Source organism: Streptomyces sp. SUK 48 (assembly GCF_009650765.1).
Classification (GTDB): domain Bacteria; phylum Actinomycetota; class Actinomycetes; order Streptomycetales; family Streptomycetaceae; genus Streptomyces.
In genome coordinates, this window is the sequence record NZ_CP045740.1 from 4,032,248 (window position 1) to 4,047,688 (window position 15,441).

Genomic DNA, 15,441 nt, shown 5'->3' on the forward strand with positions numbered 1-15,441 from the left:
GCCGACCCGTGGCGGGAACACGCTGACGAGACGAGTGGACGCGTTCTCGGGCCTTCGACAGGTCCGAGGACGCGTCTTTTTTGGCATCGGTGGTGACGAGGCCGCGGCGGGGAGGGGCATCGCGCGGCCGGGCGCGGCGGGGGAGGGGCGCCGCGCGGCCGGGCGCGCCAGGCGGCATGCCCTGGATCACGGCGGGCCCGGTCGGGCGTGGGCGCGGGACGTCAGCCGCTCGGCGAACTCCGCCATGAGGGCGCGCAGTTCGTCCGGGCCCTCGATCACGAAGGGGCGGTCCAGGGAGGCGAGGAGCGGGGGGAGCCAGTCGAGGCGTTCGGCGCGCAGCTCGACGCGCAGCCAGCGTTCGGTCCCCGGGTCCGCGTCCGGGTCCGCGCCCGCGTCCGCTGCCGGGTCGTTCAAGGTGGCGACGGTGGCGGGGAGCCGGGTGCGGATCCGGGCCGGGGCGCCGTGGACGCGCAGGGTGACCCGGTGGCGGTACTCGGCCGTGGCGAAGGCGGCCCTGACGCGCTCGGCCGGGTCGGGGCCCGAGGGCGCCTCGAAGGTGCCGGGCAGGGTGCGCGTGGCGGTGATGCGGTCCAGGCGGAAGGTGCGGTCCTCGGTCAGTGCGGCGTCCTCGCCGGTGACGTACCAGCGGCCCGCGTGGGCGACGATCCCGTACGGGTGCAGGGTGCGTTCGCTGCGGCGGTCCTCGCGGTCGGTGTAGCGGATCGAGACCGGCCTGCGGTGGCGCACCGCGTCGGCGAGGCCGAGGAGGACGGCGCTGTCCGGGGGGTCCGGGGCCCTGGACGTGCCGGGCTCGTCCGTGAAGGCCAAAGCGTCCAGGAGGGTGTCCAGGCGGGCGGCGACGTGCCGGGGCAGGACGCGCCGGATCTTCGCCGCGGCGGTCTCGTTCGCCGTGCGCTGCGCCGTCGTCAGCCCCGCCCGGCGCCCGGCGATCAGGCCGAGCAGGACGGCCAGCGCCTCCTCGTCGCTGAGCATGAGCGGCGGCAGCCGGTACCCGGGGGCGAGCCGGTAGCCGCCGTAGCGGCCGCGCACCGACTCCACCGGCACGTCCAGGTCGATCAGCTGGTTCACGTACCGGCGCACGGTCCGGCCCTCGACGCCGAGGCGGTCGGCCAGTTCGGCCACCGTCCGGGTGCCGCCCGACTGGAGCAGGTCGAGCAGGGTCAGGACGCGGCCGGTGGGTCGGGGCATGCGCACAATCTAACGCCGTGAAACCCGATAGCGGACCGATTCTGTCCCCTATTTCTCCTAGCCTGCGGGACGCAGCACGCCTCCAGCCCAGCCAGGGAGAACCCATGGACTTCGTCTCGATCCGCATCATCACCGGCGACGTGGCACGTCTCGTCGCCTTCTACGAACGCGCCCTGGGGGTGCGGGCGGACTGGGCCACCGAGGACTTCGCCGAACTGAGGCCCGCGGGCGCCACGCTCGCGATCGCCGGCACCCGCACCGTCCCGCTGTTCGCGCCCGGCTCGGCCCGCCCGGCCGACAACCACAGCGTGATCACGGAATTCCTGGTCGACGACGTGGACCGCGTCCACCGGGACCTGTCCGGCTTCGTCACCGAGTTCGTCACCGAGCCGACCACGATGCCCTGGGGCAACCGTTCACTGCTGCTGCGCGACCCCGACGGCAACCTCGTCAACTTCTTCACGCCCGTCACCCCGGCGGCCGTGAAGAAGTTCGCGGGCCGCGGGTCCGCGCGGCCGGTCACCCCCGCCCACGACCGCTCGCGATAGTCCCCGGGGGCCGTTTCGGAGGGACGCGAGGGGCCTGCGGGACGGACGGGGGGACCGGTCGCGCGGCGGTTCCACCGATTCACCGTGCGCCGGAACGGCCGGTGAGCGGACGGGAGTTGTGCGGGGCGACCGATGCACGGCACGAGGAACGGATGCCGGCCCCGGAGCCCCGGTCTGGGGCGGGCGGGTGGCGGACCGAGGCTGGCGGCTGGCGGCAGTTCCCATGATGGTCTTCGAGAACATGTCCCGGGAGACCTTGCCCGTCCTCGACACCGGGCGTCGGCGCAGCGCGGCGGACACCCTGTCACTCAGCGGTGAGAAGGACGCGGCGCTGCTCGCCTCCACCGTGCGCCACGTCCACCTCTATCTGAACCTGCCGAACGCTCCGTGGACGGGCCCCAAGTCCCGGATGTCGAACGATCAGATGCTCGAGGCACTCGCGAAGGACCCGGACGGGTACCGGCGCGCAGCCGCCGTCGGGCGCCGGCTCGGAGCCGAAATTCATATCCTGCCCACCGCCGATGCCGTTGGGTACTGCGTCACCGTGGACGGGAGCACCTCGGCGACACAGGTCGAGGAGTCGTTGTCCGGGCTCGCCTCCGGAGCTGACCTCTCGCAGGGCGACGCGGGCGACGCTCGCCTCGCCCTGCGCAACGCGATGAGCGTTCCCGGTCGCTCCAGCCGTCGCCGAAGGACGACCCGCCCCCAGACCGGTCTCTATGTGAAGGCGTGGAATTACTGGGTCGAGGGCAGCGCCGTACACAAGCTGTCGATGCCGAAGAACGGCAAACTGCCAGGGCCCGTCCGCCTGCGCGACCTTGAGATCACTCCTGACTCCAGTCGATGGCGCTCGTAATCCCCGTGAGACCGGCCTCATGGGGCTGAGGCGGCACCGGTGTGTCCAGATACCTCAGGACGTCCGCGGTATCGATGCGAGACAGGTTCTCGGCCGCTGCCGCAGAAGTGACGATGTGCGCTTTGCGCAGGACATCACGCGGCTTGCGCGTGGAACGGTCGAAGAGGCAGGCGATGGCGTCGGGGGTGAACGGGAAAAGCTCGTCCCCCTCTTCCCTGACCGTTCCCTCCTTGGTGGCCGCTGTCAGATAGGGCCTGAGGAGCTGAGCGGCCTGGGCGGCGTTTCGCAGGGCGGGCAACCTGACGGTGCTTTGCCTGTTGGCCTCGGTCAGTTCGAAAGGGGGCAGATCGGCGAGGGCCCAGGCCGTGCCGATCGCCAGGGAGGCCCGGGGATGCATGGTCACTACCATGGTGACCATGTCGGCCATCGGCAGTGTCTCCACGAGTACGTCGCGGAACTTCTCGACCTCCAGAATGCGCTTCGCCCTGGCCGTCGTCGTGCTCGCCAGATCCTCCAGCTGATCGCAGAAGACCAGCACGTGTTTCATTCCGGCCGCCGCCGCGAAGAGGAGGAACGTGGCCATGCAGGAGGCGCCGTTGCGGCTGCGTGACACCGGTGTGACCAGCCGCAGGTGCTCGGCTGCGGCTTCCCCGCCGTCCTCGCACAGCGCGACAATGAGCTTGTCGTCGGGCGGCCCGAGCGTACGGCCCTTGATCGACCGGTGCTCGTCCGTGACCGCCTTCACCAGATCGCGTACGTCGTCGCTGCCCACCCGCTGGACCAGCTGCTCCCGCAGCCGTTCGGCCAACGGCCGTTCCTCCCCGCCTGCGGAATAGGTGACGGCGTACTCCACCGCGGCGAACAGCGCGGCCCCGAGGGACCGCACATTGGCCGTGTCGAAGCCGGTGACCAGACAGCAGACCGGTACCTCGGAGGCGTCCTCCTCATCCAGGCCGGCTTGAAGATAGGCCCATTCTCCGAAATCTTTGTTGACCTCCCTCGCCAGATGCTGCATGAGGACGGACTTTCCAAATCCGCGTGCGTCGGAGTCACCCGGTACGATGCCGACCGACCACAAGTAGCCGAATTTGAGACCGGAGTACGACATGCCGAGGATAAACTTCTCGACTGCCTCCTGCAGTTGCTCGGCATGCACTCCGGGTTCATAGAGAAGCCCGTTCTCACGATCGTCCTGACGGCCGAACCCGGCCATCCCCGTAGACGGAAACGGATTCTTCCGCATACGCCATTCGCGTTTGATCCACACGATCCCGGGAGCTGTGCGCGCTGTGGTCACGGGGCCGCGACCTCCCGCTGCTTCTCGAAGAGGCGCATGACGTGGAAGACCCGGCGAACCCCCGGATGGGTCTTCACCACGAGCGGCCGGGTGGACCCCGGGGTCCTGGTAGCGGACGCCTCGTCCAGATGCAGCCGGAAGGGAAGACCCTCGACATGACCGCGGTAGGCGTCACAGACCGCGGCGTCGAACTCGGCGTTGCTGATGCGCTGTTGCCAGCAGGCGGCTGCCCGGACGCGCCACACCGCGCAGTACCCGGTTGCTTCTGCGGAGCGTTCCGCCTCCTCCTGGCAGATGCGCGGCAGGGCCGTCAGCAGAGCGCTCCGCACAGGCTGCCCGACCGACCGCCGGAACTCGGCCTGTGGACCGCTGCCCGTGACGCTCCCGGTGGCCCAGAGCCGCAAGGCGGACGGGCCGGGCGCGTAGTAGCTGAAGTTGGCCAGGCCCATGAAACCACTCCAGCGACGCAGCAGTTCATGGCTGATGTAGTCCATCGGGCAGCCCGCCGCCGCGAAAGCGAACCGGACCGCCGCCTCCTCGCAGAACGAGGCGATCCGCTTGCGCGTCAGCGCCGGCGGCGCCTTGGCCGTCCTCCCCTGCTCCCGCTCTTCGAGCGCTCCGGCAGCTCGTTTCCTCTCCTCGGCGAGGCGCTGGGCCTCCCACCGCTTGATCCGCGTCTCGACCCGCCGCATGGCCGTCGTCGCATAGTCGAGTACGGCGGTCTCGACAGCTTCCGGCTCTGCGGTCCACCCCAGTCCGCCGCGCCGCAGGCAGTCGACCATGTGCGCCACGAAGGCCGGCAAGAACTCGTCGACGTTGCGATGGACTCCCTCCTCCCAGCGCAGGAGCGGAACCGTCAGCTGGTCCGACACACTGTCCGGCCGTGCCCCGACCACTCGCAGGAACCCCTCGAACTGTGGGTGCGCGGCGAGGAGTTCACCGACCAAGGTGTTGTAGCCAGCCCGCTTGTCCTGGGTGACGGCCGCAGTCCACTCCCAGCCCCGCTCGGTCAGCTCGAAGACCACATGGCCATGCGCGAAGGCGGACTGCGGCGTGGAGGGCAGCACATGATGCTTCACCCAGCCGAGGCGCATCAGCTCTTTCAGGACGTCGACCGTGTTGTGGACATGTGACCGGTGATCCGAGCGCATCGCATCCCATTTCGCGGTGACGAACGAACCGTCCAGATCCGCTTCCCGGGCGACGTTCTCGGCCTGGTTCACCATGGCCACCCGGATCTGCTCGAACGAGTCGCCTCGGGCCACCGCGAGCGCCGCCGTCTCGATGTAAGAGAGTTCCTGAAGTCGTGGAATTCCCATCCCACCGACGCTCATGACGGCGACACGTTCTGATTAGGCCATCCGAGTGGTCTGCGCACGATCCGTCCTCCCAGAATTGCCGTTCATGGGCCATGAGAGCCCGACGGGTAGGAACCCTACTGGTCCAGCTGCTGTCGAATGCGCGGTGAAACGCCGCGCATTTACTTAGAGTGACCAAGCGTTCGACCGGTCACCGAAACGGGAGCGAGCGGCGGGACTTCGCCGCGGCCCGGTCCCAGTGGCCGACGCGCGCACCGACGGAGCAGTTCGCCTGCCGTCAGCACACGCCCGGGCCCCGGACCGTACAACGAACCTCCCTGGAGCCGACCATGATCGACAGAGCTTCCCCGCGCCGCGTGCCCCTCCGCTGGGCCCGGCCGGTGGACCCGTTGCCCGCGCCACGACCGTCCGGCCGGCGGGTGTGTCCACCGGCGCACGTCGAAGAGAAACGTGTGGCCCTCCGCACCACGGGACCCGCGCTGATCGAGCAGGGTCACTGGCCGACCGTGCCGCGCTGCAAAAGGGTGCTGGTCGTGGTGCACACCCTGACGTTCGGCCAACGGCTGAAGGAGGTCTACTGCCTTCTGGAGCGCGACATCCGTGTCCAGATGGTCTTCACGATCGCGCCGCATGCGTTCAGCAGCGGGGTCTCCCGTCATCTGGAGCGCCAGGGCATCACCGCGCTGGACTGGGACGAGGCGCGGCGCGCCGAGTTCGATCTGGCACTGGCGGCGGGTTCCCGCGGGTTGCATGAACTCCAGGCACCGGTCGTCCGCATCTCGCACGGAGCAGGACACATCAAGCCGCTGACCGATACCTCCGTTCTCGAACCCGGCGAGCGACGGTGGCCCGGGATGCTGAATCCCCGGCATCTGGTGCACGAAGGCCGCGTGGTCCCCACCGCGATCGCCTACGCACACAGGCGCGATCTGAAGGAACTGGGGAGTTCCTGCCCCACGGCACTGCCCTTCGCGCATGTGGTCGGCGACCCCTGCGTGGACCGGATCACGGCCGCCCTGCCGCGTCGGGAGCACTACCGCCGTGCGCTTGGGCTCCAGCCCGGCCAGCGACTCGTGGCGGTCAATTCGACCTGGGGCACCACCTCCACGTTCGGTCGGCTCGGCTCGCTGCTGCCACAGCTGCTGGAGCAGTCTCAGGATGACCGCTACCGGATCGCTCTGCTGATCCATCCCAATGTGTTCGCCGGGCACGGCGACCGACAGGTACACGCCTGGCTGGCTTCGTGCAGCGAGCGGGGAATCGCGATCCTCCCCCGGAGGCGGACTGGCAACCCCTGCTGGTCGCGGCCGACTGGATCATCGGCGACCACGGCTCCCTGACCGCGTACGGCTCCCTCACCGAGGCGACCCTTCTGCTCACCCAGGACCCGGAGCGCGAGGTGGCACCGTCCTCACCGGTGGCGCTCCTGGCCGCCGTCGCGCCCGTGCTCTCCCCCATGGATCCGCTGGGCGTGCAGCTGGAGTACGCGGCCGGTCGGCGCCGTCCGGACCAGTACCGCGCAGTGGCCGCGTCGCTCTCCTCGGTACCCGGGGAGTTCCACCGGCGTATGCGCTCGCTCGTCTACCGTCTGTTGCACCTGGGTGAGCCCGCCTTGCCGCCTGCTGTCGGCCCGTTGGCCGCGCCTCCGCCGCTGGAGCGGTGGGTGGTCTCCCCGGACTCGGCGGAGTGGTTGTAGCCGGTCGGGACGTGGCGCCGGTCGCGCACGGATGGCGTCCGGCGCCGCTGTCGCGGTGTACCCCGCACGGCGTTCATCACAGGTGACGCAGCCTCTCGTCGAGACGCCCCGCGTCGGTGAGGTCCAGCCTCCGGAAGAGCCTTCGGGCGGCCTTGTAGAGCAGGGCCGCTTCCGCGCGGTCGCCCTGCGACTCGGCCGCCGCACCGAGCCATTCCAGGCAGCGCCCCTCCCAGTGTTCCGAGTGGGTCGCTCCGTCGGCGTGAAATCCCGACTGAGCCTGCCGCAGCAGTCGTACGCCCCCCTTGTGGTCCTCGGCGAGGCAGCGCGCGTGGCCGAGAAGGGCGAGGGCCCGGGTCATTTCGTAGTCCTCGCCGAGCGACCGCAGCTCTTCCAGTGCGTGGCGGAGGCAGCGGGCAGCGCCCGGCAGGTCCCCGCCGGCCAAAAGCGCTTCCCCGAGGCGACGCCGGGAGAGCGCGGCCCCACGCCGGTAGCCGATCGCTTCTCGCAGGCTCAGTGCCGTCTCGAAGTACGCGCGGGCCTCGTCCAGCCGGTGGGTGAGAAGGCAGAGGTGCCCGAGCCCGTTGACCGCCTGTGCCTGTAGCCGCGCATCGCCGTCGGCGGTTGCCATGTCCAGCGCCTGCTGATACCACTGGGCGGCCTCCGCGTACTGACCGGCCGCCCGCAGGCCGATGGCGCCCGAGGTGAGCATGCGGCCCTCGCCCGCTCGTGCGCCGCACCGCCGGGCCGCGTCGAGGCCAAGGCGATGGGCCTCGATCCACAACCCCGAAGGGCGGAAGCGGAGGAACAGGGGCCACATGACGTCCGTCAGACGCCAGCAGTGTGCGTGCCGCCCCTCCCGGGCACAGTGCCGCACAGCCTCCATCAAGGCGCTTCGCCGGGTGTCCAGCCATCTCAGCGCCCCCTGCGGGCCGTTGAGCACGGTAGGGGCAACGGCCAGCAGAAGGTCGTCGTACCCCGGCAGCCGGTGGCCAGGGACGAGGATGTCCTCCGCCACGGCGGCAGTGGCCAGGCACCAGTCCGCGAGCCGGTTCAGAACATCGCGTCGTTCGGCGTCCGCACTCGTCTCGCCGAGCCGACGCGCGTGTGATCGTACGAGGGTAGGGAACTCGTACACGTCCGGGCCGGTCTCCTCAAGGAGGTTCGCCTCCACCAGTGTGTGCACAGCGGCATCGGCCACCCGGACCGCGGACTCGTGCCGGTGCCCGGGGACAGCCGACAGCACATCCTCGGGAAGGAGCGCGGCCAGCAGGACGAAGTCGTAGCGATCCGTCGGCAGCAGGCCCATCCTGCGGTAGAGCCTTGCCGGGTCCGGTGGCAGCAGGCGGTACGACATGTCCAGCGCGGTTCGGATCACGGACTCACCGTTCACTCGGAGGGTGTCGACGGCGCCAGGCTCCTGGGACAGATACCGGGCGAGCGTGGACACGGACCGGTGAGGTCTCAGCGCGAGATGGGCGGAGGCGAGGCCGACTGCGAGCGGAAGTCGACCACACAGCCGGACGACTTCGCGTGCGGCTCGGCGTTCCCGACGCACGCGCGCGCCGCCACCCTGGGCCAGCAGTTCGAGGGCCGGACCCATCGAGAGACCCTCCAGCCGGTACCCCCGGGCGCCTTCGGCACACAGTGCGGTGAGGCTGGTCCTACTGGTCACCACGGTGAGTACGGAAGGACCAGCCGACAGAAGAGGACGTACCTGGGCCGCCGAAGCGGCGTCTTCCAGCAGCACCGCCAGCTCCAGCTTCTCGGTCAGCGAACGCCACAGGGCGGACCGCTGTGCCGTGCCGGACGGTATCGAGGGCACCCCGAGCGCGACGAGGAAGGCTTCCAGGACCGCGTCGGCGGACACGGGACCACATCCGTCGCCCACGGAGTGTCCACCCAGGTCGGCATGGAGATGGCCGTCGGGGAAGGAGTCGATCTGCCGACGCAGCCAACGTACGGCGAGAGCCGTCTTCCCCACGCCGGCGAGTCCGCTGACCACCAGTACTTGAGGAACGCGGGCAGGGTAGCGGGCGCGCAGTGCGTCGAGCCGCCGCAGGTCGGCATCCCGCCCCAGGAAACTCGCGGTCATCGGCGGGAGTTGACGCGGCCGGGGACGCCGCCAGTCGGTCGGCCTGGGCTCCGGATGGATGTGGACCCCGCCGGAGATGTCACGTGCCTGCACACTGGACCCGTGCAGTACGGCGTCGCCGCCGATGGTGTTCACCATGGGCGGCGAGCCGATCCTGGGGACCGTATGCTCCGCGTGCCGCGTCAACCAGTCCCTCACCGCCCCGTCGGTCTCGGCATCACAGCGAGCGAGCCTGTCCAGTTCGCGGGCAAGACGGTGGCATGCGGCGCGCAGGGAGGCGTGTCCGGAATCCTGTGGCGGCCAGAACGACTCCAGGCCCTCGTCGAAACGATCGGCGATCCGAACGACTTGAGCCAACTCCCGCCAAGCGAGGGAGCCCTGACTTCCCGCGCACGCGGCCAACGCCGACCGCAGTACCTCGTCCCTGCTCCACCCGGGATTTCGCATGCCGACCGCCTCCCCTAGAAGCATCTGTTCCCGGGCGCCGGGCCGGGGAAAAAATCTTGTTTATCGGTCAAATTCGGGATCGCGCGGCGTACGCATAGCCAGCGTTATCAGGGTCATGACACCCTCGTAGGCCCGGCCCGTACAGGTCCTACCGGCGGGAGGACTCTGGTGGAGTTCGAGATACGGCTTTCGGGCACCGTGGAGGTCCTCGTCGACGGGCGGCGCGGGCCGCTGGGCCCCACGAAGACGCGCCTGCTCCTCGCCTCCCTCGCCTGGGACGCGGGGCGGTCCGTGAGCGTGGACAGCCTGGTCCACCGCATCTGGGACGACCATCCGCCGGCCACCGCCCGCGAGACCCTGCACACCCATATCTCCCGGGTGCGCCGCGCCCTGCGGACCGCCGCCCCCGACGCGCCGACCATCACCAGCGGGACCAACTCGTACGTCCTGCACGTCGACCCCGACCGGGTGGACCTGCGCGCCTACACCAGCTGTGTCGAACAGGCCCGCGCGCTCAAGGGCAGCGACGACGACGCGGCCCTCAGGCTGCTGGAGCGGGCGGAGGCCCACCGGTACGGCGAGCCGCTCGCCGGGATGACCGGCTCCTGGCCGGAGCATCTGCGCGGCGCGGTGGGCGAGACGACGCTCGTCGCCGCCATGACGCGCGCCGAACTCCTCATGAACGCGCAGCAGTTCACCGAGGCGGTGCCGGTCCTCGCGCCCCTGGTCGCCGACCACCCCGTGGACGAGGCCCTGGTGGGGCTGCTGGCCGTCGCGCTGCACGGCGGCGGCCGTACGGCGGAGGCGACCAGGCTGCTGCAACGCACCCGGCAGCGCGTCATCCGGGACATCGGCCTGGACGGGGGCCGGCGCCTGCGCCGCATCCAGGAGGGAATCCTGGCCGGCACCCCGGCCGGCGCCCTCCACGGCCAGGACCCCCGCCGCCCCGCCACCCGGCCGAGCCGTCCCGCGCCGGACAACCTCCCCCGGGACGTCCCCTGGATCGGCCGCCGCGAGGAGTTGCGGCGGCTCACCTCGGCACTGTGCGAGGGCGGGGGCGAGCCGGGGGCGGTGGTGACGGTCGAGGGGATGGGGGGCGTCGGCAAGACCGCCCTGGCCGTGCACCTCGGATACGAGGTGGCGGACCGCTATCCCGACGGCCGCTGCTTCGTACGGCTCGGCGGCCATGACGCGGACGGGGCGGCCGGCGCCCCGGTGCGCGCGCTCACCACGCTGCTGCGGGTGCTCGGCCCCGAGGGCAGGGAGCTGCCGCAGGACATCGAGGAACTCACCGCGCTGTGGCGGTCGTCGGCGCGGGACCGGCGGATGCTGGTGATCCTGGACGACGCCGTCTGCTCGGAGCAGGTACGGCAGCTGCTCCCCGGGGCCTCGCCGACGGCGGTCGTGGTGACCAGCCGCCGCCGGCTCACGGGTCTGCCGGGCGCGCGGCAGGTCTCGCTCGACGTCCTGCCCCACGCCGACGCGATCGCCCTCTTCGAGCGGCGCCTCGGCACGGGCGGGCGGTCCCGGGCGGCGGAGATCGCGGACATCGTACGGATCTGCGGGCATCTGCCGCTGGCGGTGGAGATCGCGGCGAGCCGGCTGCTGACCAGGTCGTCGTGGACCGCGGCGGACCTGCTGCACCAGCTGACCGCGGGGGCGGGCGGTCTGGACGAACTCCGTGACGGGGAACGGACTTTGGAGCATGTGTTCGCTCTGTCCTATCGGGCGCTGAATGCCGAGGAACAACTCGTGTTCCGGCGGATCAGCCTCCACACCGGAATGGAGTTCGGAGCGCACGCGGTCGCGGCACTGACAGGTCTCTCCCTCGGCGCGACGGAACGGGCACTGGAGCAGCTGCTCACCCAGCATCTGGTTTCCGAACCGGCCCCGCACCGCTTCACCCTGCACGATCTTCTGCGCAAGTACGCCCGCTCGCTGACCGACGCGGAAGGAACGCGGTCACGGGCGGCGACGCAACGGCTGGCGGCGTTCTATATGAGGGCGGCTGACCGCGCGGACCGTCTAGTGCATCCCTACCGTTCCCGTACCAGTCTGGACGCCGACGATTTCATTACCCTTCCCGCGATCGATGACGTACCCGCGGCCGAGCAATGGCTGATCACCGAAAGCGGCAACCTGGCGGACACGCTGGGCTGGATCAGTACGCAGGGGACCGAGCGGCAACTCGCCTTGTCCGTGCATGTATTGATGGGACTCCTCTACATGCGGGGGCACCTGGCCACCTCGGAGTCACTGCTGCGGCGGGCGGTCGACCACTGGTCCACCAGCGGGGACAGCGGGGCACAGGCGCGCGCCCTGCTCGACCTCAGCGTCGCGCACAGTCATCACTCCCGTTACGAGGAGGCGATCTCGGTGGCGGGCGAGGCGCGGGAGCTGGCCCGTGCGCTGGGAGACGCGGAACTGGAGATCGAATGCGTCGACCAGATGTGCATATCGCTGTGGCAGCTGGGCCGGTACGGGGTGATCAAGTCCCTGCAAGAAGGCGTATCGGATTCCCTGATGCAAACAGGCAATGTGCTCCAGATCGCGCGCAGCCATAACATCCTGGGCGTCACCCATCTCCACCTCTCGGAAATCGACTCGGCCCGCGATTATTTCGACTCCGCCCTGAGGCAATTCACGGCCATCAATCATGAGCGTGGAATTTTCAGCACACTCAACAACATGGCCGAACTCGCCACGAGAACAGGGGATCCACAGGGCGCCGAACACGCCTACCGTAAAGCCATCCGACTGGCACTGAGAAGGTCCGACAGAAGAGAGCTGGCCACGCTTCGGATGAACCTGGCCAACGCCCTGATCGACCTGGGGAAAGCCGACGAGGCGCTGACTCTCTCGCATCACAGCCTGGACTTCTTCCGCAGCGTGGGCGACCGGCGCAGGGAGGCCATCGCCCTCAACCGGATCGGCCGGGCGCATCGCACGGCCGGCCGCAGCGAGCAGGCCATACCGCTGCATGTCGCCGCTCTCGCGCTGGCCAGGCGCATCGACGCCGCGGGCGAGGTGGTCGACGCGGCCCATGACGCCGCCCTGGCCCATATGGACACCGGCCGCGCGGCGCAGGCTTTGGCATATGCCAAAGAAAGTTTCCAATTGAGTATGCGGATCGGCGCTCACGCCGAAGCGGACCGCGCCTCGCGCACTCTCGCCGTCCTGCGCGCCAATGGGCGAACCGCCGCGAACTGACCGGCCCTTTCAGAGCACCGCACGCGCGCGTTGATCCAGAGCCCTTCCGTGGGATATGAATGGCGTCCCCCGCTCCTGCGGAGCGCCCCTCTCGGCCGCTCTTACGCAGCGCGGTTCACCCTGCACAGCCACTTAGAAAGAAACCCTCTTGAGCAAACTTTTTTACGTGGCCATGACATGCATGCTCTTTGCGATAGCATTCCACCCGCCGACGTTCCCGCCCTCGTAAGCAGTCGCAGCGCCACGCAGGCCGCCCTTCCCCGCTCGTGGAGGCGGGGCGGCCCCTCTTGAGCCCCTCGGGCCTGAACCTCTCAGGCCCGCACCAGGTGCAGCCGCCCCGGGTCCACCTCCATCCGCAGCGGTGCCCGCACCTCCCGCACCGGGACCCCGTCCACGTCCAACCGGTGCGTGCCCCAGGCCCGTTCGAAGCGCAGGCGGCGTACCCGGCGCACCCCGAAGGACTCTCCCCGCACCTCCAGCAGCCCCGCCCCGGTGGTCGTGACGCCGAGGCGGCGGCCGTCCGGCACGGTGATCTTCTCGTTGTCGAGGATGAGACGGACGGGACCCGGATCGGCGTTCTGGGACGCCAGGTCGACCTGCCGCAGGGCGAGTTCGTAGCCGCGGCCCGCGAGGTGGATACCGATGACGTCCTGGTGGCAGGCCCCCGCGCCCGCCACCCCGTCCGGCCGGTCGATCAGCAGCGGCAGCCGCCATAACGCCGCCGCCCGCATCGCCTGCTCCGGCCGCACCCCCGGTGTGTGCACCAGCAGCCCCACCGACCGCGGCGGCAGCCCGTGCTGGACGCCGCCCCGCTCGCCCGGCTCCGGCACCGGGTTCAACTCCACGCTGGGGACGCCCCGTTCGGACAGCCGGGCCCGCAAGGCGGTCGTACGTTCGTGTTCGGAGCGGTGCCGGCCCCGGACCACCCCGAGGGTGGAGCGGGTCGCCGGAAGGGTGCCGGACAGCCGCACGGCGGCGGTCAGCAGTCGGTCGACACCCGTGACATGGCGGGCGGTCGGTGGCGAGGACGAGGGCAGCATGCGGCTCCTTGCGCGCTCGGGACGGAACGCACGCGGCCGCCTCTCCACGGCTCGGCCCAGGGTGGCACCGGTCGTTCAATCTCTAACGTAGTGCGCGAGTGCGGCCGGTGTGAAGCCGCGTCAAGGGCCGGTGAACCAGGGCCGGCCGCCGTGTGACGGCAGGCTTTCCGGGCGCCCCCGGTGCGGCTCGGGCCGCGACGACCGCCACCCCCGTACGACTCAGGCCGCGACGACCGCCACCCCGGTCCGGCCCCCGTCGACGTCCACCACCGCCCCGTGCACGAACGCCGCCTCGTCGCTCGCCAGCCACACCACGGCATGCGCGATCGCGTCCGGCGTCCCGACCGAGCCCGCCGGGGTACCCCGCATCATGAGCTCGCCGGGATGCGGCGCGGTGCCCGCCGGGGACGGCGGCAGGATCACCCCCGGCGACACCGCGTTCACCCGCACGCCCCGCGGCCCGAACTCCGCCGCCCACGCCCGCGTCAGCGTCTCCATCGCGCCCTTGGTCGAGCTGTAGAGCGCGCCGACCGGGACACCGAGACGGGCGATCCAGGAACCGAGGTTGACGATCGCCCCGCCGCCCGCCTCCGCCATCCACGGGGCGACGGCGGCGGTGAGGAAGAAGGGCGCCTTGACGTTCACCCCGTAGACCTGGTCGAACGTCTTCTCGTCGGTGCCGGCGGTGTCCCGGCCCGGGTAGACGCCGGCGTTGTTCACCAGGATGTCGATCCGGCCGCCCAGCGCCGCGCGGGCCCGCTCGGCCAGGTCGCGGGACGCCTCCGCGCCGCCGTCCAGGTCCGCCGCCAGGAAGTCGGCCCGGCCACCCGCGGCCCGGATGCCCTCGACCACCTCCGCGCCCCGCACCCGGTCCCGGCCGGAGACGATCACCTGCGCGCCCTGCGCCGCGAACGCCTCCGCGATCGCCCGCCCGATATTGCTGGTCGAGCCCGTGACCAGCGCGGTCCTGCCGGCCAGCCGGCCGCCTGTGGTGTCGTTCATGACGCGGTCTCCCTTGTCTCGCGGTGTGCCGCCCACTGTGCGCCGCCAAAATTGGACCAGCAAGTCCAGAATGGGCGGGGCTACGGTGGCCTCAGCGGAAGGAGCCGAAGGTGCCGGAGACACTCACCACGAAGGGCCGGGCCACCCGCGCCCGCATCATCGAGGGCGCCGCCGGGCTGCTGCGCGAGCAGGGCCCCGCCGCCACCCTGGACGACATCCGTGCCCGCACCGGCACCAGCAAGAGCCAGCTCTTCCACTACTTCCCCGAGGGGAAGGACGAACTGCTGCTCGCCGTCGCCCGGTTCGAGGCCGACCGCGTCCTCGCCGACCAGCAGCCGCATCTGAGCTGTCTCGACTCCTGGGAGTCCTGGCAGCGCTGGCGCGACGTGGTCGTGGAGCGGTACGAACGCCAGGGCGACACCTGCCCGTTGGGCTCGCTCTTCCTCCAGGTCGGCCGCCGGGGGCCCGGCGCCCGCGCGATCGTCACCGAGCTGATGCGCCAGTGGCAGCACCACCTCGCCGAGGGCATGCGAGCCCTCCGGGCGGCCGGCCTGGTCTCCCTGGGCCTCGACGTCGACCGGGCCTCCGCCGCCCTGCTCGCGGGTATCCAGGGCGGCGTCTCCCTCATGATGTCCACCGGCGACTCGACCCACCTCAGAGCGGCGATCGACACCGGGATCGACTACCTCCGTACGGCCGGGAAGTAGCGCCGACTCCCGCGCTCA

Annotated in this window: 12 protein-coding genes; 6 read left to right on the forward strand and 6 right to left on the reverse strand. The window is 70.7% G+C overall.

All coding sequences use genetic code 11. From position 1 onward, the window contains the following. Window positions 1-186: 186 nt before the first annotated feature. Window positions 187-1,209: a YafY family protein gene (locus GHR20_RS17430; RefSeq protein WP_153813686.1), complete on the reverse strand. Its 1,023-nt coding sequence runs from the start codon at window positions 1,207-1,209 to the stop codon at window positions 187-189. A gap of 104 nt (window positions 1,210-1,313) precedes the next feature. Between GHR20_RS17430 and GHR20_RS17435 the strand changes: the two genes are divergently transcribed. Continuing rightward, window positions 1,314-1,757 (forward strand): VOC family protein, encoded by a 444-nt coding sequence (locus GHR20_RS17435; RefSeq protein ID WP_153813687.1) that lies wholly within the window; start codon window positions 1,314-1,316, stop codon window positions 1,755-1,757. A gap of 223 nt (window positions 1,758-1,980) precedes the next feature. After that, a complete protein-coding gene (locus tag GHR20_RS17440) occupies window positions 1,981-2,613 on the forward strand; it encodes a hypothetical protein (protein WP_153813688.1) in 633 nt (210 codons plus the stop codon). On the opposite strand, the gene GHR20_RS17445 is transcribed toward GHR20_RS17440, so the two are convergent. Further along, window positions 2,582-3,910, reverse strand: a complete 1,329-nt coding sequence (locus tag GHR20_RS17445; protein ID WP_153813689.1) for a hypothetical protein — start codon at window positions 3,908-3,910, stop codon at window positions 2,582-2,584. The two genes, GHR20_RS17440 and GHR20_RS17445, sit on opposite strands and share 32 nt — an antisense overlap. Beyond that, window positions 3,907-5,244: a hypothetical protein gene (locus GHR20_RS17450; protein ID WP_153813690.1), complete on the reverse strand. Its 1,338-nt coding sequence runs from the start codon at window positions 5,242-5,244 to the stop codon at window positions 3,907-3,909. Before GHR20_RS17450 ends, GHR20_RS17445 begins: the two co-directional genes overlap by 4 nt. 437 nt (window positions 5,245-5,681) lie before the next feature. Between GHR20_RS17450 and GHR20_RS17455 the strand changes: the two genes are divergently transcribed. Both GHR20_RS17455 and GHR20_RS38355 read left to right on the forward strand, forming a co-directional pair. Then, window positions 5,682-6,569: a hypothetical protein gene (locus tag GHR20_RS17455; protein WP_343336009.1), complete on the forward strand. Its 888-nt coding sequence runs from the start codon at window positions 5,682-5,684 to the stop codon at window positions 6,567-6,569. Beyond that, window positions 6,473-6,925 (forward strand): hypothetical protein, encoded by a 453-nt coding sequence (locus tag GHR20_RS38355; RefSeq protein WP_343336010.1) that lies wholly within the window; start codon window positions 6,473-6,475, stop codon window positions 6,923-6,925. The genes GHR20_RS17455 and GHR20_RS38355 overlap by 97 nt, the downstream gene beginning before the upstream one ends. Window positions 6,926-7,001: 76 nt before the next feature. Here the strand turns inward: GHR20_RS38355 and GHR20_RS17460 are convergent, their stop codons facing one another. Next, window positions 7,002-9,017, reverse strand: coding sequence for a tetratricopeptide repeat protein (locus tag GHR20_RS17460; protein WP_243878060.1), 2,016 nt, complete (start codon window positions 9,015-9,017; stop codon window positions 7,002-7,004). A gap of 615 nt (window positions 9,018-9,632) precedes the next feature. On the opposite strand from GHR20_RS17460, the gene GHR20_RS17465 reads away from it, so the two are divergent. Next, window positions 9,633-12,674 carry a tetratricopeptide repeat protein gene (locus GHR20_RS17465; RefSeq protein WP_153813691.1) on the forward strand — a complete coding sequence of 1,014 codons (3,042 nt, stop codon included), beginning with the start codon at window positions 9,633-9,635 and terminating at the stop codon, window positions 12,672-12,674. A gap of 311 nt (window positions 12,675-12,985) precedes the next feature. On the opposite strand, the gene GHR20_RS17470 is transcribed toward GHR20_RS17465, so the two are convergent. Together GHR20_RS17470 and GHR20_RS17475 are read right to left on the reverse strand one after the other, a co-directional pair. After that, window positions 12,986-13,714, reverse strand: a complete 729-nt coding sequence (locus GHR20_RS17470; protein WP_111583239.1) for a hypothetical protein — start codon at window positions 13,712-13,714, stop codon at window positions 12,986-12,988. A gap of 219 nt (window positions 13,715-13,933) precedes the next feature. After that, the gene (locus GHR20_RS17475) at window positions 13,934-14,716 is read right to left on the reverse strand and encodes an SDR family oxidoreductase (RefSeq protein WP_111583240.1); all 783 of its coding nucleotides are present in this window, start codon (window positions 14,714-14,716) and stop codon (window positions 13,934-13,936) included. A gap of 110 nt (window positions 14,717-14,826) precedes the next feature. Here GHR20_RS17475 and GHR20_RS17480 point away from each other — a divergent pair, with 110 nt between their 5' ends. Continuing rightward, entirely contained in the window at window positions 14,827-15,423 is a 597-nt protein-coding gene (locus GHR20_RS17480) for a TetR/AcrR family transcriptional regulator (protein ID WP_153813692.1), read from the forward strand. Window positions 15,424-15,441: the final 18 nt, after the last annotated feature.

Bases quoted from the DNA above. Each gene is read 5' to 3' on its own strand.
- GHR20_RS17430 (WP_153813686.1), bottom strand. From the start codon at position 1,209: ATGCCCCGACCCACCGGCCGCGTCCTGACCCTGCTCGACCTGCTCCAG.
- GHR20_RS17435 (WP_153813687.1), top strand. From the start codon at position 1,314: ATGGACTTCGTCTCGATCCGCATCATCACCGGCGACGTGGCACGTCTC.
- GHR20_RS17440 (WP_153813688.1), top strand. From the start codon at position 1,981: ATGATGGTCTTCGAGAACATGTCCCGGGAGACCTTGCCCGTCCTCGAC.
- GHR20_RS17450 (WP_153813690.1), bottom strand. From the start codon at position 5,244: ATGAGCGTCGGTGGGATGGGAATTCCACGACTTCAGGAACTCTCTTAC.
- GHR20_RS17460 (WP_243878060.1), bottom strand. From the start codon at position 9,017: ATGACCGCGAGTTTCCTGGGGCGGGATGCCGACCTGCGGCGGCTCGAC.
- GHR20_RS17470 (WP_111583239.1), bottom strand. From the start codon at position 13,714: ATGCTGCCCTCGTCCTCGCCACCGACCGCCCGCCATGTCACGGGTGTC.
- GHR20_RS17475 (WP_111583240.1), bottom strand. From the start codon at position 14,716: ATGAACGACACCACAGGCGGCCGGCTGGCCGGCAGGACCGCGCTGGTC.